The organism is Pseudomonas sp. NBRC 111143, from assembly GCF_001320965.1.
In the GTDB taxonomy this organism is placed as follows: Bacteria; Pseudomonadota; Gammaproteobacteria; order Pseudomonadales; family Pseudomonadaceae; genus Aquipseudomonas; species Aquipseudomonas machongensis.
Window position 1 is genome coordinate 35,505 of sequence record NZ_BCBT01000034.1, and the last position, 15,967, is coordinate 51,471.

General features: G+C 55.0%; 16 protein-coding genes. 4 read left to right on the forward strand and 12 right to left on the reverse strand.

The genetic code is table 11. The features are described 5' to 3' along the window. Nucleotides 1-7: 7 nt before the first annotated feature. The 12 genes from APH44_RS18300 to APH44_RS18350 form a co-directional block, all read right to left on the reverse strand. Nucleotides 8-1,447, reverse strand: a complete 1,440-nt coding sequence (locus tag APH44_RS18300) for a conjugal transfer protein TraH (RefSeq protein WP_224459420.1) — start codon at nucleotides 1,445-1,447, stop codon at nucleotides 8-10. A gap of 11 nt (nucleotides 1,448-1,458) precedes the next feature. Then, nucleotides 1,459-2,430, reverse strand: a complete 972-nt coding sequence (traF, locus tag APH44_RS18305) for a conjugal transfer protein TraF (RefSeq protein ID WP_082412208.1) — start codon at nucleotides 2,428-2,430, stop codon at nucleotides 1,459-1,461. Nucleotides 2,431-2,459: 29 nt separating this feature from the next. Next, nucleotides 2,460-3,023 carry a S26 family signal peptidase gene (locus APH44_RS18310; protein ID WP_041925802.1) on the reverse strand — a complete coding sequence of 188 codons (564 nt, stop codon included), beginning with the start codon at nucleotides 3,021-3,023 and terminating at the stop codon, nucleotides 2,460-2,462. Nucleotides 3,024-3,027: 4 nt separating this feature from the next. After that, nucleotides 3,028-3,492, reverse strand: coding sequence for a hypothetical protein (locus tag APH44_RS18315; RefSeq protein ID WP_023383792.1), 465 nt, complete (start codon nucleotides 3,490-3,492; stop codon nucleotides 3,028-3,030). A gap of 180 nt (nucleotides 3,493-3,672) precedes the next feature. Beyond that, a complete protein-coding gene (traC, locus tag APH44_RS18320) occupies nucleotides 3,673-6,105 on the reverse strand; it encodes a type IV secretion system protein TraC (RefSeq protein ID WP_054893906.1) in 2,433 nt (810 codons plus the stop codon). A 112-nt stretch (nucleotides 6,106-6,217) separates the two neighbouring features. Next, nucleotides 6,218-6,559, reverse strand: a complete 342-nt coding sequence (gene traA / locus APH44_RS18325; RefSeq protein ID WP_054893907.1) for a TraA family conjugative transfer protein — start codon at nucleotides 6,557-6,559, stop codon at nucleotides 6,218-6,220. Nucleotides 6,560-6,578: 19 nt separating this feature from the next. Further along, nucleotides 6,579-7,187 (reverse strand): type IV conjugative transfer system lipoprotein TraV, encoded by a 609-nt coding sequence (gene traV / locus APH44_RS29280; RefSeq protein ID WP_082412207.1) that lies wholly within the window; start codon nucleotides 7,185-7,187, stop codon nucleotides 6,579-6,581. Between the two features lie 14 nt (nucleotides 7,188-7,201). Then, nucleotides 7,202-8,404, reverse strand: a complete 1,203-nt coding sequence (locus tag APH44_RS18330) for a TraB/VirB10 family protein (RefSeq protein ID WP_054893908.1) — start codon at nucleotides 8,402-8,404, stop codon at nucleotides 7,202-7,204. Nucleotides 8,405-8,406: 2 nt separating this feature from the next. Next, the gene (locus APH44_RS18335; protein WP_054893909.1) at nucleotides 8,407-9,252 is read right to left on the reverse strand and encodes a type-F conjugative transfer system secretin TraK; all 846 of its coding nucleotides are present in this window, start codon (nucleotides 9,250-9,252) and stop codon (nucleotides 8,407-8,409) included. Then, nucleotides 9,249-9,881 carry a TraE/TraK family type IV conjugative transfer system protein gene (locus tag APH44_RS18340; RefSeq protein ID WP_023383786.1) on the reverse strand — a complete coding sequence of 211 codons (633 nt, stop codon included), beginning with the start codon at nucleotides 9,879-9,881 and terminating at the stop codon, nucleotides 9,249-9,251. The genes APH44_RS18335 and APH44_RS18340 overlap by 4 nt, the downstream gene beginning before the upstream one ends. Nucleotides 9,882-9,939: 58 nt before the next feature. Next, entirely contained in the window at nucleotides 9,940-10,224 is a 285-nt protein-coding gene (gene traL / locus APH44_RS18345) for a type IV conjugative transfer system protein TraL (protein ID WP_054893910.1), read from the reverse strand. Further along, the gene (locus APH44_RS18350) at nucleotides 10,221-10,832 is read right to left on the reverse strand and encodes an OmpA family protein (RefSeq protein WP_054893911.1); all 612 of its coding nucleotides are present in this window, start codon (nucleotides 10,830-10,832) and stop codon (nucleotides 10,221-10,223) included. The genes traL and APH44_RS18350 overlap by 4 nt, the downstream gene beginning before the upstream one ends. Before the next feature lie 222 nt (nucleotides 10,833-11,054). On the opposite strand from APH44_RS18350, the gene APH44_RS18355 reads away from it, so the two are divergent. The 4 genes from APH44_RS18355 to APH44_RS18370 all read left to right on the forward strand — a co-directional run bounded on the left by APH44_RS18355 (nucleotide 11,055) and on the right by APH44_RS18370 (nucleotide 15,936). Beyond that, nucleotides 11,055-11,927: a hypothetical protein gene (locus APH44_RS18355; RefSeq protein ID WP_054893912.1), complete on the forward strand. Its 873-nt coding sequence runs from the start codon at nucleotides 11,055-11,057 to the stop codon at nucleotides 11,925-11,927. Between the two features lie 64 nt (nucleotides 11,928-11,991). Beyond that, nucleotides 11,992-13,752 carry a type IV secretory system conjugative DNA transfer family protein gene (locus APH44_RS18360; protein WP_054893913.1) on the forward strand — a complete coding sequence of 587 codons (1,761 nt, stop codon included), beginning with the start codon at nucleotides 11,992-11,994 and terminating at the stop codon, nucleotides 13,750-13,752. Continuing rightward, on the forward strand, nucleotides 13,745-15,019 hold the full coding sequence (locus APH44_RS18365; RefSeq protein WP_054893914.1) for a hypothetical protein: 1,275 nt from the start codon (nucleotides 13,745-13,747) through the stop codon (nucleotides 15,017-15,019). Before APH44_RS18360 ends, APH44_RS18365 begins: the two co-directional genes overlap by 8 nt. An 11-nt stretch (nucleotides 15,020-15,030) precedes the next feature. Beyond that, nucleotides 15,031-15,936 carry a hypothetical protein gene (locus tag APH44_RS18370; protein ID WP_023383780.1) on the forward strand — a complete coding sequence of 302 codons (906 nt, stop codon included), beginning with the start codon at nucleotides 15,031-15,033 and terminating at the stop codon, nucleotides 15,934-15,936. Nucleotides 15,937-15,967: the final 31 nt, after the last annotated feature.

Here is a 15,967-nt window from a genome sequence, read left to right on the forward strand (position 1 = left end):
TATATCCCTAGAGGCCCGGCTTAACAAAGATCGCTGGGTTGCTGGTTAAAATCATCTTAATCCACTGCTCGGTAGCAACAACCCTTGGTTGGAAGTTTGCGTCCTCCGCCCTGATGGCTGCGAGCTCCTGAACGAGCTTGTTAATGTTCTGGTCAACAAAGTCAGGTTTGATGCCTTTAACTCCGTTGAATGTCTGGTTCGCTGCATACAGAGCAGCCTCACCATATTTCAGGGCCAGTTCATTTGCGATGATTGGCGCCATTTGTTCCGCAACACCCTGAATTGCCCCAGGGAATTGCTGTACCTTTCTAATCAAGGCAAGCGCAGGTGTTTTGACAGAGTTGATGAACTGTTTTTGTGCTGCAGTGAAGTCGCAAGAGTTACTGGTGCAGTTTGTAAGCTTGCCTACAATCGAAGTGCTAGCTGTACCACTTGTCGCGCCTTGTGCGTAGCCGAACAGCATTTTGTTGGTGTAGCCCAAGGTGCCATCAAAGCTCAATGTCTTATTGGGGTTGATGCTAGTGCACTTGTTGCGGTCGTACCCGTTGTCGCAATGCAGGAGTTTAAGCGGCGTACTGTTGGAACTTGAGCCGTTTTTGAAATTCATCAGTGTCAAGGTTGGGCTATAAATTTGACCAACCTTAGGCTTTTCAGAACCGTCAGAGTTTTTCGAGGAGCTGTCCGGCGCAGTCATAACTACTGCGCCAATCATGCTCATCACAACTTCGTTAGCGAGATTGCTGTCAGCTTCGCCAGTGTCGGGGTTACCCAGGTATTGGCCTGATGAGGTGTCGGTAAGGGCTTTCCAAACAGGGTTGCCGCACTCCTCGCAGCTTCCGTCATTGGTGCCTTTGTCAGAACTGCTGTTCGGAGAGCTGAATAGATCTGTCAAACCAGCGAACAGATCAGAGAAGGAGCCAGTTGCTGCCGAGGCCGCCGTCGATGCCTGGTCAACCATCTCTTTTCGAGCTGATGGATCTGTGAACGACTTGACGATGGAGTTCGCCACAGCGCATGTGTTCTTCATCATCTGGTTCAGGGCTTGCAGCTTATTCTGGAAGTCCTGCATCAGCTTGCCCAGAGCCGGGTTGATAGCGTCAATGGCGGCTTTGAACGCAACCCCAACAGCGTTCGCTGCGATTTGGCGGAACAATGCAACCAGGGCGTCTGCGTTGATGAACGAGAATGACCCCGCGAACATATCAATCCCGCCGCAACCGGCCGAGAATCGAGGCGGGTCGAAAGCAACCAGGTTAATGTTACGAACCGGGCTTCGAAGGGCTGCGCCACCGCCTACCATGCCGCCGCGGCTTTGGCTTGTGAAGGCGCCCGCGCTGGTGCTGTTCGACATGAACATGCCGTCAAGCGCATCAGCAAGTCCAGCTGATGCAGGTGCTGAAACCATGGTAAGTGTTGCCACCAGTAATAACGATACCAGCTGTTTCAATATATTCCGCATTATTGTTGCCCCCCTTCGTAGCGGCCTTCCAGTTTGTCCTTCAGGTATTTAACCCACTGCTTTGGATCATCACTCGCACCCTTTTGAGTGTCTTCGTTGGTCAAGACGCCTCGATCATATGTATTGATTTTCTGTGCAATGTCTTTCGGCAATAGATTGTTGCTGTCAGCTGCAATGATGATCCGCTCTGCGAGCTGGTCTTGGGCCATCATCCCTTGCGATACGATGTAGTAGTTGTTCGGAGGAACAACGAGAACTGTAGTTGGCGTGATGCGCAGGTTCAGAATGCTCGCTTGCCCGGTGTTTTTCTCAAATTCCGTTACATTCGGTAGAGGTTTGCCATCCATGGAAATGAATTTCGTGACAAATCCATACTCCTTGGCCAGTTTCTGAACGGTGTTCACTTGAGGTCGGCAGAATTCACACTTCGAATCGAAGAAAACCCACAAGCCGCCCACGGTCGCGACATGTTTTAGTGCCTCAGTTACACCGGCCTGAGCATTCCTCAGGAAGAATGGTTTCGTGTAAGTTGCGATAGGGACTCGGTTGTTCTCGTCCAGGAATGGATCGGCGGCCACAACACGGGTTGTCATCTCTGCATAGCGCTGGGACTTGTCCATGGCCACGCGCTGCGCGTAGAGATACGCCTCAACGTTTTCCTTGCTAGGGTCGTCGATCGCGGCGTCCAACAGCTTCGGCATGTTTTCGCGCAGCCACGAAACAGAAAACGGGTGAACTGTCGGTTCTTTGGAGTCAGGTTTTTCGCTGGGAGCTTTGGGCTCTTGACGGATTAATGGCGGAGGCGGTGCAGTCTCTTTTGGATCTTTGTAGAAAAACCACCCCTCAGCTTTGCGCTCGATGAACCTCGGAGATCCGCTGTCGACATCCGCATAGACAACACTGGGCAAGGCGGCGATAGACAATAGCGCCGATACTAGAATGTTTTTTAGTAATCCTTCACGCGTACGCATACGCTTGAGTCGTTCGAATGGAGCTTTCATCAGATGATGGGCCCTACCTTGCCAATGATCAGCTTCGAATCTAGGAAGCCCCAGTAGCGGCCGTCATAGCTCCTTGGCTCAGTCCCAATGACCAGAATCTTGCCGGCCGGTACTGTCATGACACGGTCGAAATCGCCGGACTTCTTGCCCAGCTTTTCGATAAGGTCCAGCTCACCGATCAGTCGATCGCCGATGTAGGCGACGTTGTTCTTCACGACCAGCTTGTCACCCGGGAGGCCTGCGACCATCTTTCCAACGGTCTTCCCTTCGAAGTGCTCGCCCATGAGGCCGCCTTTCGGCACGAATGCGACGAAATCACCCCGTTTGAGGTCAGCAGGCTGGCCATAAGTGATCATGTACAGGCGCCAGGGCAGGCAACGGACTGACGCAAGATCAACACCGATCCGGTAGTCCTGGCGAAACGTCGTAACGGCCGCAATTGCAACGATGAACGCAGCGGCGATACCTATGAGCGAGTTTCGAAGAAATCGAAGCCGTGCTTTGTCTGTCCGAAGGGTTTTGAGCGGGGACACCAGTCGAGACGCCAGTGCTTTAGAGTTCATGCGATCACTCCAGCTCAAGGCCAAGGTGCTGTGCAACCTGGCCGGTAACGTTCAGCCCCGCGGGTGCGTTTAGGGCTACCGATGAGTTGATCACCAGCACCCCTGAATCTGTGTACCCCTTCAGTACATTTTGAAGTTCTGTCACGAATGCAAGGCCGTCGGCTTGCGCTTGCTCAGGGCTTAAGCCGGCCTTATCGAGAGTACGCTTCATCTGCGCATTGGCGAGCTTGGTGCCATCAACCAGCACTACCTGTGCTCCCGAACTGAGGTTCTGCCCGGCGAAGTGATAAGCCATGAAGCTGGTGAAGCCGGATACAGCGAGAGCCACGAAGGCGCATGTCAGAAAGGAAACCCCTGCAGGTGCTTGCTGGGCTTTGCCACCCTGTGCTGGCTTAGTCCTTACCTGGTCATCATCAGGGCGGATTTGCTCCCCTGGCTGTTGTTGTTGGCTATTCGCTGTATCAGTCATCGTGGCGTTCCCTAGTAGCGGTGGAAAGAGGTAGCGCTCAATGCGCAGTTATTTTTGCAAGCATAACACGTAGCACTACGACAACAGTATCAGTTTGCCGCAATAAAAAGCCCGGCGCATGGCCGGGCTTTTTATTGCAGTGGTGGTGATGGTGCAGGTGCTGACTGCTTGCTGGCCTGATTACGCCGCAGAGCTCTGGCGGGCCATGTAATTGTTCACTGCCTCTACCGCATCGACCCCACGGTCAAGATCATCAAGAATCTCGTTGCGGGCTGCCCCTTTCGAGGAGAACGTCACGTTGTGGAACTCATCCACAACAAGGCGCACGATGCCCCAATCGGTTTCGCTACGCTTGACCATAATCTCGCTGTACTTGCCGGGCATGGTGTGTACCGTCTTCAGCATGTGAGCCCCGTAAGGTTCGATCTTGAACTGCTTGCTGTCGATGGCCGAGTCGATCGATTCGGACTTCTGCTGCAGGATGAACTGCCAGGCCGAGTTTGCGGCGATTGCCTCGGTGTTTTTCGACGCATAGACGTCGCCAATAGCCTGCGTTACTACCAGCACCGCACCATCTTCTTTCCGCGCTTTGCGGTAAGCAGCAACCATGGCCTTGGCCATCATTGGATCGTCGAGCATCTCCCAGGCCTCATCGACGATGAGGATTTTCTTCCGGCCTCGCTCACCCAGCTGCGCCTTGTACATGTCGTGGTTGATGCGCGAGATCAACTGCAGGAGGACCACCTGCTGAAGAGCTGGGCGCCCCTTCAGATCGCTCAGCTCCATGCAGATGAACGCGTTGCTCATGTCCAGGTTGTTCTCACCATCGAACCATTTGGTGTACTGACCACCGGCAAACGGGAACAGCTGGCGGCCCAAGCGCCGGCACTCTTCGTCATCCGATTGATTGATGAACCAGTCTGCAACAGCGGTGATATTTGCGGCGTTGCCGAACTTCTCCCAGGTACTGGTAATGGCCTGCTCGACACGGGACAGCTGGTAATCGTTAAGCGTGTCCTCCGGTGCGGCCATTTTGGCGATGGTGGCTTTGAGGATGTCCATTTCCTCGTGCAAGTCTTCAACATGCGTGAACGGGTTCAGGCATACATCCGACTCAGGCTTGAACTCGATGAATTCGCCACCAACCATCTTGCACAGCTTCAGGTAACTCCGGCCGGCGTCGATCACCCACAATTTTGCGCCTGCAGCGAGGTAGTCGGCGGCGATTTTCTGTGTGAAGAACGACTTGCCAGCGCCGGCCTCAGCAAAAATGATCCCGCTGTAGTTGGTACTCGACTCGTACAGATCAACCAAAGCAGGCTGGCCACGGCGCGTGAGCAGCAGCATTGCCCCACCCATGCCGCTACCTGTCCATTCGCCGAGTATCGGTAGGAACTGACAGGCATGTCGCACTGCCATCGTATGGAAGCGATAGAGGTTCTTGACGCCTTCATTGGACGTATTGAGTGGCAGCAGGTTGTTCCAGAGAGCTTCAAGGATGCGCCTGTCTTCCCGGAGCTCGAAAGCCAGAGAGGTGTAGTAAGCCTGCAGGCCCGCGGACAACTTGTTCAGGCGCTGCTTGTCACGCGAGAACAGGAAAATCGTAAAGTTCACCTCAACGATGATCGCACCCTTGCCGTCGATCTCATGAACCAGGGTGTCGATGCCCTTTTTCTTGTAGCTGAGGATGGGTATCAGGTGAGCTGTGGGCCCAAAGACCTGGTGGTTGATGATCGAGGACGTTTGCTTGACTTCGTCCTTCTTCACGACCTGGTCAGGGTAGTGGATGGTCAGCACCATGTAGTACGGGTCGGTGATCTGGTTCGAAAGCCCGTTCGGGTCGCCGATCATGTGGTTCATGATTGCGAGGCTGGTTTTCTGAGGGAAGTGTTTGACACTCAGCGCTTTCGCATAGTGGGCGCCGTCATTGAAATTGATGGTCGACGGGTCATCGTAGTTGATGGAGTCGCCAGGGTAGTAGACCTGGTCCTTGATCAGTTGATCTTCATCGTAGTGCGACCGAGGAGCATCCCACAGCTTCGTGAGGATTCGCATGAGCACCAGATAGCCAACTGCATCGAGCTGGAACAGATTCAGCGACGCTGCTTTGAGCGCTTCCGTGACCCGGTCGGCCGATTCTTTCGTCGCCGCGATGTCTGCGTCATCGGGGCTATCGGTGCGGCAAGGGAACTTCACGGTCACGATGACGCGCTGACGATTCAGCATCACACCACTCCGCTGAACCAGCGGATTATCAACGCCACCGTTAATCAGGTTGGCGTGCTGGCGTGAGAGAGCCTTGAGAATCGGGTTCAGCGCTGGCTTGCTGTTCAAATAGGCATCGATGTATTCGCCGACATCGGGGCTTTCAAGCATTGCGATCTGAATGTAGGTGCCTGCCGCGAAGTTCATGCTCAGGGCAGACTGAAGCTTGTCGACGGTCGAGGAGCTGGCGCCTGTCAGGGCGTCAGATACAAAACATGCCCCGAGGTAATGTTCATTCCCGTCGGAGCAAAAGAATACTTTTGAGTCGGGGTCGATAGCCCTGACATTGAGTTTTTTTTGAGGGGTGGATGTTCTATCCCCTTTGAGCGTCGCTTTCGAAGCTGCCATTTCACTGTTCGCCATATGTGGTGGTTGAGTAGGCTTGGAAGGCCTGGAGGGCAACCCGCAGGCAGAGCCAGTTGAAAAGGCGCACTAGCGACCTAGTGCGCCTTGAGGGGCGTTACAGCGTTGCGGTGAAGATGTTGGTCAGTACGCCTGGGCCAACGCTTGCAGAGAGCGCTACGGCTACGCCGGTCACAACGGCCATGACCGATTGCTTGACCACGCCGATTGCCAGGCCGGTACCGAGGGCACCCAGGGCAAAGACCTTACCGAGGGAGCCGGTCATCCAACCGTCGAGGCTGATGACGATCTCGTTGAAGGTGGAGTCGGCGCCGGCGGTCACGTCGACGGCGACAGCCAGACCGACCACAGCCATGCTCACCAGGGCACGTTTGTCGATTTTCTTGAATGGAGCAGCGGCTACTGCGGTGGTTTCGATTTGTGCGATTTGTGCGGTCATTGTGTAGCTCCCAGTGTTATCAGTTCAGATTGATGTCAGTTGTGGATGGGATTGCGGACGACGTAACTTGCGGTCCGTAATTGGTTGGTTCTGCAGCAACGTTTTCCGATTTAGGGGCGGCAACATTGACTGGCGGTACAGCGGTTAACTCAAGGTGAGGAACAACCATGCCTTGGCCTGAGTATTCGGATTTTCCGAACGACCAAGTGCGTGGCTGAATCTCGGTAAAGAGGTAGGACGGAAAGTGCAAATCGTCCTTGCTGTCGATCCACGGAGCGATCCAGATGCGCATGACTTGGGCTGGAACTCGAACCGGTCGAGCAAGATCCGCAACAGCTGGCCCTGGCACACCATTGGATACCTTGAGGTTATGCTCAGAGCCGGCAGTCTTTCCCATGTCGTCACCGTACTTTACGTTCGGTGCCTTCTGACCAATTGGCATATCGCTGTCGGTCAGCGCTGGGCTCTGTTCTGTGGACTTGTAAACAGCCATTGGCGACTTACAAATGATGCCTTGCGGCATGCCTGGGCATGAGAACTCGTCATCGCCGGCGGTATTCAACCAGGACGAACAACCACTCAGAAGAGCAATAGGCAACAGCGCTGCGACTAATGCAGTACGTTTCATATGATTACCTTTCATCATTTCAGTTCGATCCCTTTCACCAGCATGATCGTAACTTTGCGGCCGGCGTCGATCTCAACTACCGGAGTCATTTCGCGAGCCATCTCCATGTAGAATTTGGCAATTTCATTCGCGGAAGTAGAGAACCCTTTAGCAACACCAGTTTGCAGAATGGTCGATGTGTCAGCGCTTTGGGTTTGAGTGGTGCTGCTGTCACCCAGGCTCAACTGCGGGATTGTTTGTGGTGTCATGCCCTGTGCGAGGCCCGAGAGACCGCCGGCAACCAAAGTTTTGGCAATCATCTGGCCCTGCTTGGACACGAGTCGACCACGCATACCGACCCGCCCGTCCTCGCCAACGATGTAACCTTCCATCTTCCCTTCGATGATCTTTCCGTCTTTGCGTACGCAAGAGAAAGATTCTGTCCGGAGCATAGCGCGCTCACTGGAAAGAACACCGTAGCCAGAAGCGAGCGCAAAACATTCTTTAACATCGACGCTGTACTTGTTTGGCAGTACGGCGTCAGACTTGATTCGCATGGTCGTCGGCACAGGGTTTTTCTGCGTTGTGGAGCTGGTTGGCGCGTCCATACCGTTCAGCAGCACACCTTCGAAGAACGAACCGGCTGGCATCGCCGGGGTCGGCTTCTCTGCCTGCTTCGGGGCCTCATTCCGGGCCGTTTGGGTACCGCCAGTGACCCGCAGGGTTGCTACCTTCGGTTTCGGCTCTTGCAGGGCTTCACCAGTGCCAGCTGCGCTTTCATAGCCTGGCAACGCAGCATTCAGAGCTGGAGCGGTACCGCCCTTGCTAAGCTCCAGTTTGTCCATCCGATCACCCAAGCGCTTCAGCTCGCGAAGCGTGTCCTGGGTAACAGGGTCAGGCCGTTGCCCCCGCAGTCGTTCTTCTTCAAGGGCGCGTAGGCGATCATCTTTGCGATCTTGCTCCATCTGCTTGAGCGATTGGCCGATCTCTTTAAAACGTTTGTCCTGTAAAGCCAATTTAGCCATGATCTGCTCAGGAGTATTATTATCTCCACGAGGCAAGAGCAGCTTGGTGTCGGAAGTGCCTTCGGTTTTCGTATTGTTCTTGGGCTTGTCATTGCCAACAATTACAGAGCCGACAATCATCAAGAAGCCTAAAAGGCCAATAATTGCAATTGTCGATCGAACGCCTGGGCTAAGATCTTGCCACTTATCTTTCAGCTGGTCTTTGATAGCCATGCTTAATTCCCCGTAGCCGACTTATCAGAGACGATGAACACATCAGTGGTCATGCCGGCACGTAGGGTGGCTGTCGGGAAGAAAGACACAGCGCGGACACCATCGCTGTAGAACGTACCTTCATCAAGATCGACGTCGGTTTTGGACGTTCCTTGCAGGCTGTAACGATAAATATCGTACTCTGGGCCGGAGTAACGAACTTTTGGATAGGCAATTACGTTGCCAATGTTCGCGGCCGACGCAGGCAACAGACCTTCACTGAAGCCTTCAGGGGTTTTGCCGAGAGCTGCTTCTCGCAACACGTAACGAATAGTATCGGTGTAGTTGTTGCTGTCGGGCGCCTGGTTCTCGGACGCATGACCGCCAGTTTCCACCATCGGCTTGTCCAGTTGCAGCGTAATGGTCTGCTGTGGGAGCTCCTTCGGAATCAGGGTCAAAGAAATGACCGGGTCGTTTGGATTAGAACCAGTCACGTACAGTGCGACTGGCTTATCCTTCGTCTTCATCGTCGCATAAAGCGATTGACCGATCGTACTGATATCCAAATCATCAGGTTGCTGGTCGACTGCTTTAGGCGAAGCGAACGGAGTGGAAATCCGGTTCGGCAAGATGTTCGAAACGTAAATAACTTCGTTACGGTCCGAGCTCACGCGAACTACCTGGGTGCGCGAATCAGATTCGGCGCCAGGCATAACGCCCAAGCCAGGCAGAGGCTGCGCTTCGACAGGTTTGACTCGTTTTGCTGCCGTAGGAACAGGCGGCAATTTTACTTCCGCCATCCCATCAGCCCATGAGATGGATGCATGGATGGTGGCCAGCACGATTAGAGCAATGGCTGAGCGTTTCACTGAAGCGCCTCCTTGGTTGGTTCTGCTGGCTTAGGCGGGTGAGACTGAAGCCACTTGAGTGTTTTTGGGGTGCTGCCTGGGTAGTGGTCCATACCCGTGATCCAAGGGCGGCCCGCACGCATCTCGATGACGTACTCGACCACTTGGTAGTCCGGTTTGGGCTTGCCGGTTGCGCTGCGAGACTCCATCGAACCGAGAATGAAAACCTTCTTCGTCTCCTTCTCGTAGCTGATGTCAGTGGCGTTCCAGGACACAGAACCAGCATTCGTTGCGAACACGGGGTCGTTGGCCAACACGAACATCTTCTTGCGCACGTCTGCGTAGATCTTCGGATCAACGAAGGCGCTAACAGAGTCGGCAATGAAATTCACGTTCTTGGGCGTGACATTGCCCATCAAAGTCGAGGCATAAAGGCCAAAGGACTTGATGTACTCGTCGTCCGCGTTGTTCCAGCCAACCTTCACGGCCTTGTCCAGGTTCGGCGGCACCAAACGTGTGGTTTCGTGCTGCCCCATTTGGTTGAAAGTGAGCAGCAGGACCGATACCGAAAGGCACGCGATCGACAAGGTCTGGAAGTTTCTGAGACTTTTCAGCCCTTCCATCGTGTTCTGCATTTTCTTGATCTTCATTGCGGCCTCAAAGCGCTATCGAATACATAACGCGTACAAATAAAGTCGTTCGAAAGCTTTAGTAGAAGTAGTCGCGCTTCGAAGAGTCGTCGTAGTGTTTATTCAGCCCCATGACGCCTGCCTCGTAGCAGAGGTGATGCAGAATGCCGTCCAGTGCACCGCTCTTGAAACGCTTAAACCGCTTTACTGCGTACCAGCCGCCGGCGAGGGAAGCGATGGTTGCCCAGCCCCCCAGTGCGATACCTGCGCCCAGGCAGCCAATGAAGATCGCAGCCTCATCGATTTCCCAAAAAAGTAATTGCGTCTGACTGTCAACGTAGCGCGGGATATCGATCTCCTTCACAGAGGTTTCCCCGCAGCTTTAACGATGTCGACCTCGACCCGACGGTTCATCGAGCTATCGGAGCTAGATACAGGGTCACGCTTGCCCCGGCCGTAAACCTTGATGTTTTTCTTCTTAACACCGTGCCGAACCAGGTAACGCGCAGCTTCGATGGCGCGGTTCTCGGACAGGCGCTGGTTGTAAATCGCCTCGCCCACTTCGTCCGCATAACCGATCAGGGTGATGGTGCTGCCGACGCGAAGTGCGTCAGCGATGACGTTGGTCAGCGGCCACCAGCCCGTAGGCATGCTCTTGTCGAAGTCAAAGTAGAGCGTGGTCCGCGTGTGACGGGCCTCCTCGGCGATCTTTGCATCTTCTGCATCGAGCAGAGCCTCTTCTGCCGGCATCAGGGCCCGAGGCCTGGCTGGCTCAGTCACCGTCCAGACCGGAGATTCGGCTTTCTTCTGGGTGTCGCGAATGGATTCAACAAGCGCGTGCCCTGCATGCGCGGGCTCAATCGCAACGCCGTAGCTGTCTGGAACCACTACCTGTCGCACATCAACGGCACCCGCGGTGCTTGCTGAGAGCGCAAGCGACGCAAGCAGAATGGCTCTGTTCAAGGTGATCATAGAATACTCGTTGGTTTGGAATGCTAAATAACACGTAGCGATAATACAGATAGTTGGCTTTTTGTTGCAACCGTCCTCTTGTGGCGCCTAAAATATAGCGACGTGTTACGTATTGCAAACGCTTTTGGCGATTTCGCGGTCTAGCCCCACCACCTTATCAGCAGCTGTGCTTCATACCCCTGCATTAGGTATTCCCTCTTTGCAGAGTCGTAGGAGTCAAAAATGCAAACCAGAACAGACGCAGCAACCCACCAAAGCTCGGCCAACGGCGAATCGCTGTGGGCCAGCCAGGGCCAGGCCGCGGCTTCTATTGGCCTGCAGGTGTGGAACAAGGTTGAGAAGACCAATCCTGATGAGACCAAGTCCTTCAACAAGGGTGGTTTCCAGGGGACCGCGATCGCGCCCATCTATCAGATCAAGCGTGCTACTGAGGTTTTCGGACCTTTTGGCCTTGGCTGGGGTGTCGAGCTGATCAGTGAAGCGTACGTGGACGGGAAACCGTTCGTTGTGGATGGCCAGGTCGTTGGTAAAGAAGTCATTCACAAGGTGTACGTTGAGCTGTGGTACCTGCAACAGGGATTCCGCGGTTCAGTGAAGCAGTTCGGCGCTACCACCTACATCACGCGAGATTCCTACGGAATCATCAGTAGTGATGAGGATCACGCCAAGAAAAGTCTCACAGACGCAACTTCAAAATGCCTTTCGTTGCTTGGCTTCAGTGCCGATGTCTTCACTGGCAAATTCGATGACACCAAATATGTCGAGGGTCTCCGCGAGGAAGCCCAGCATGGTCAGGTAAACGAATCAGTTGGAGGCACAACAGGTGCAGCTGAGACTGTTCAATCAGATACCCAACAGCAGACATCGACGCAACCGCCAGAGAAATCTCGGTACCAGAAGTACAAGGATCAGCTGGATCAAATTGCTCAAACCGGGCAGACCGTAAAGGACGTGCCAGGCGTTCGGACCACCATCGAGCAGGACAAGCTCCTGTCGCAGATGGAAATCCAAACGCTTTTGCAATCGCCGCTGCTGCGCTTACCCGCAGCAGAGAAAGACAATGCGCAGGCTTCCGAGTCGAGCGTTTTCCTCTAACCCCCACAACCCGGGCGCCTCATGGTGCTCGGGTTTTTTTGTGCGTAGCTTAAGGCTCACCTCCATGAGTATGGATCAGATACTTCGCTCGAAAATCGGTGGCTTCAAAGACACCCTGGCACTGAGTTCGATCGGTGCTGGTGGACTTCTGACATCGCCTTTTTTCAGCTCTGTGCCGGCCACCCTCCCCCTCGCCATGGGGGCTGCGGGTGCGGCGTACGTGGGCAACCGTGTCTTTGATTTCTGGAAGAACCAGCTCCTCCTTGAGTCGAAGATCAATATCCGCTCGGCTACCGATCTGGCGCACGGAGATGGCTTGCTGCTTGGCTTCACTACCGACACGGGACAGCCTGTACGTGTCCCTGATGAAGACTTCATGCGGCATGGATTTATCCTGGGCCAGTCCGGTGTAGGTAAAACCGTATTGGGCAAACTGATGATGTTCCAGCAGATCCAGCGTGGCGGCGGCCTGACGTTCATCGACGGTAAGATGAATGCGGACGACATTCAAACGATCTACCAGTACTGCGTCTGGGCGGGCCGCGAGCAGGATCTGCTGATTCTGAACCCGGGTAACCCATCACTCAGCAATACATACAACCCCATCCTCAGGGGTGACCCTGATGAGATCGCCGCCCGCATCCTGTCCATCATTCCCTCTACCGAGAATAACCCTGGCGCTGACCACTACAAACAGTCGGCGAACCAAGGCATCACCACCCTCGTAGCGGCAATGCAAGCTGCTGGCCTCGCTTACAACTTCATCGACTTCACGATCCTGTTGATGAACCACAAAGCGATCGAGGAACTGGAAACCCTGCTCAAGAAGACCCAGCCTCACAACCCGGCGACCAAGAACTTCTCCCTGTTCCTTGAGCAATACAAGATCGGCGGAAAGCCGGGCATGGAGAACGTGGTTGACATCAAGCGGATGAAGGAAACGTTCGGCGGTCTTGCCGGCCGGATGTACTTGTTCGGTACGGGGAAATTCGGTGACGTGATGAACACCTACGCCCCCGAGATCGACCTGTTCGAAGCAATCCGGGCGAAGAAGATCATCTACGTCGCTCTCCCGACGATGGGTAAAAACGAAGCCGCCTCCAACTTCGGCAAGATGTTCCTGGGCGACCTGCGTACGGCTATCTCGTGGATCCAGGCGCTGCCTGAAGAGGACCGGCCTAACCCCCCGCATTTCAATTTCATGGATGAGCTGGGCAGTTACGCCGTTCAGTCGCTAGCACGCCCCTTTGAACAGGGGCGCAGCGCGCAGATGGCACTGTTCCCCGCAGCCCAGACCTTGGCCAACCTGGATGTGGTTTCTCCTGACTTCAAAGAGATGGTCATCGGTAACACCTGGACCAAGATCTTTTTCAAGATCGGTACCCAGGCCACGGCCGTTGAGTGTGCAGACCTCATCGGCATGAAAATCGGTATCACGAAGTCATTGAGCGGTACGCAGAACGAAAGCAGTAGCACCCCCCTTCTCAATGTGGCGCCAGAGGGTGGCACCGGTGCTGCCGCCGGCATATCGGTCGGTGAGCGAGAGCAGGAGGAGTACAAGGTCTCGCCGGATGACCTCAAAGCGCTCGGTAAGGGGGAATGCATCATCCAGTACGGCGGAGACCAGATCTTCAACGTCCGGGTGCCGATGATCAGCATCGACAGAAAGCTGCAGAAAGAAATCGGCCCTATTCGAATCAACCACTTCCGCAGGCCGTCCGTTAAGGGTGCGGACTTCTTCAAGAATAGTGACAAGTACCTGGGTGGCAGCGGGCTGCCCACTGGTGGGCGGAAGAAACAACAGGAGCAGCTGAGAGATGAGTAACGTAGAACCTAAGGGCGCTCATGTTGTGCCCGGGCATACCCTTGTGCTCGATGAGAGCACTGAGGGCCAGGGGCAACTGATCAGGGAGGTGATTCAGCGACGCATTGCAGCCGGCGCTGCGGTCTTCGTGGTCGGCTCATCGGTCGATGAATCACTTTTGGGAGCGATGATCGGCGCCAGCACTGCAGTTGGCCGGGGAGCTGATCTGCTCATCGTGAATCCTGGTAGTCCCGCCTTGAGCCATACCTACAACCCGGTGCTGCACACAGCTCCTACCAAGGTCGCGAGCCATGTCTTGAATTTCCTCGCGGATCAGGATGCGACGGCAGGTCACGATTCAACCCCAACCGCAGCTCTTGTTCGGGCGATTGTGTCCTCGCTGCAGCTCGCTGGCCTGCCCTACTCGTACCTTGATCTGGGTATGTTCGTGATGAAGCCTGACGCTATTTCAGCGCTGATCGAACACATGGCCACTGCATACCCTCGTTCAGTGCAGCTGGGAGCCCTGCAGCAGGCCTGCAAGGCCTTTCAGGATGATGTTGGCGACATCTGTGCGGTAAAGCTGAAAGGACGCTTCTCGGGCCTCGCTGGGAGCATGTGCATGCTCGGCGCCGGTAGAGCGGGTGAAGTGTTCAACAGCTACCAGCCTGACGTCGTGCTGCACGAGGCGCTGGTAACACGAAAGATCGTGTATCTCGCAATTCCCTACATCGGCCGAGGCCAGGCGGCGTCCAATCTCCGCCGCATCGTGATCTCGAATCTGGCGGATGCTGTTCTGCGGTCGATCGGTGAGCCTGGTGCACCCACTGCGCTGGCTGTGTTCACCGATCCAGGTGGTTGCAATGACCCGAGCATCGAGCAGCTGCTCTCGCCACAGACTGAGCAGGTGATGAGCGTATGGGTTGCAGCTGGTTCGCTCGACGATCTTGGGCGTGAGTCTCTGGATCTGCGCGAGGCCTGCCTGAGTCGAGCTCGCAACCTGGTTCTGTTCAAACCTCAATCCGAGTCGGCAGCGCAGGTCTATTCGCAGCTGTTGCCTACGGAGCCTGAGCAAGCCCAGGGCACAGGGGATGTGATGCAAAAACTCTTGTCGATGGGCACCACCGACTACGCGATTGTTTCCGGCGAGCACCAGGTGACCTGGGCGAGTGTGGCCACCCCTGGTGAAGTGAGGTTCGCCACAGCGGCCGACATCAGATGGCCGGCCAGGCGCCAGCATGCCCGAATGGCTGGCGCAGATCAATTCACGCAAACAGTTCCGGTTTAAGGGTGGTGCCAATGAACGAATTCACTGATATGCCCCTGGGCAACGAGGAAGAAAATGATGTCTTCGGATCTGAGCTTCTATCTGACGATTCTGGCGGTCTTTCTGATCCTGGCGATGTTCGTAACTGGCTTGAGAGCTTTGATAGCGCCAATCTTTTCGAAGGTCTTGACGCCTTCGATCTTGATAACGCTGCAGACGATGCTCAAGTGGATTTTCTGGGGACTGACGAAACTGTGGTCGAGTCATATCCTTTTGCTGAAGAACTTGGGCTCGCCGCACTCAATAATCTATCGAACCTTGGAGCGCAAAGACGAAAACTGAAGAAGGATGAGCTGCGCCGGCTTGATGAAGAGGATTTCGAGGACGGCGTAACGCGTCTCGCGTTTCGCATCATTAAGGCCAACGTCGAGGCTTTGTTCGCGAAGAAACTGCCGACCGATGTGTATGTGACAGCTGCCCAATGGGTGTTCGGGCCTACCCTTGGCGACTGGGCATTTGATAAGTGCTGTGAGGTGCTTGGAGCTCGCAAGGACGTCATTCGTCTGCGGATCCACTACGAGTTCTGGCGTCGCTGGTACGTGTTCCCGGTCGAGTTTCCTTTCATGATCGACCCCGTGCCAGAAGCTGTTGCGGATGAGATCTTCATCCTGGCCGGTGATGAAGGGTACGATCTTGCTCGGGTAGCGTGGGGGCAGCCTGGCATTCGATCGGCTGACCTGCTGGCACTCGCATCCGGCGGCAATGTCACAGAGGCCTATCGTTCGGCTTTGGAGCGGCTGTGTGATCGATACATGCTGAGTCAGCAAAATGATTGCTGGTACCTCACCGGCCGTAACCCAGCACTGAGGGCCGTGGACCTGGCCTTGCTCCCTCACAAGCCCCTCGTCAACCAGATCTCCTGGTCCAGCATGTTCTAAGCATGATCGGGGGCAGCCAGGCTCTTCATCG

Coding starts and splice junctions, on each gene's coding strand:
- traF (WP_082412208.1), bottom strand. CDS start 2,430: ATGCGTACGCGTGAAGGATTACTAAAAAACATTCTAGTATCGGCGCTA.
- APH44_RS18310 (WP_041925802.1), bottom strand. CDS start 3,023: ATGAACTCTAAAGCACTGGCGTCTCGACTGGTGTCCCCGCTCAAAACC.
- APH44_RS18315 (WP_023383792.1), bottom strand. CDS start 3,492: ATGACTGATACAGCGAATAGCCAACAACAACAGCCAGGGGAGCAAATC.
- traC (WP_054893906.1), bottom strand. CDS start 6,105: ATGGCAGCTTCGAAAGCGACGCTCAAAGGGGATAGAACATCCACCCCT.
- traA (WP_054893907.1), bottom strand. CDS start 6,559: ATGACCGCACAAATCGCACAAATCGAAACCACCGCAGTAGCCGCTGCT.
- traV (WP_082412207.1), bottom strand. CDS start 7,187: ATGAAACGTACTGCATTAGTCGCAGCGCTGTTGCCTATTGCTCTTCTG.
- APH44_RS18330 (WP_054893908.1), bottom strand. CDS start 8,404: ATGGCTATCAAAGACCAGCTGAAAGATAAGTGGCAAGATCTTAGCCCA.
- APH44_RS18340 (WP_023383786.1), bottom strand. CDS start 9,881: ATGAAGATCAAGAAAATGCAGAACACGATGGAAGGGCTGAAAAGTCTC.
- APH44_RS18350 (WP_054893911.1), bottom strand. CDS start 10,832: ATGATCACCTTGAACAGAGCCATTCTGCTTGCGTCGCTTGCGCTCTCA.
- APH44_RS18355 (WP_054893912.1), top strand. CDS start 11,055: ATGCAAACCAGAACAGACGCAGCAACCCACCAAAGCTCGGCCAACGGC.
- APH44_RS18360 (WP_054893913.1), top strand. CDS start 11,992: ATGAGTATGGATCAGATACTTCGCTCGAAAATCGGTGGCTTCAAAGAC.
- APH44_RS18365 (WP_054893914.1), top strand. CDS start 13,745: ATGAGTAACGTAGAACCTAAGGGCGCTCATGTTGTGCCCGGGCATACC.
- APH44_RS18370 (WP_023383780.1), top strand. CDS start 15,031: ATGAACGAATTCACTGATATGCCCCTGGGCAACGAGGAAGAAAATGAT.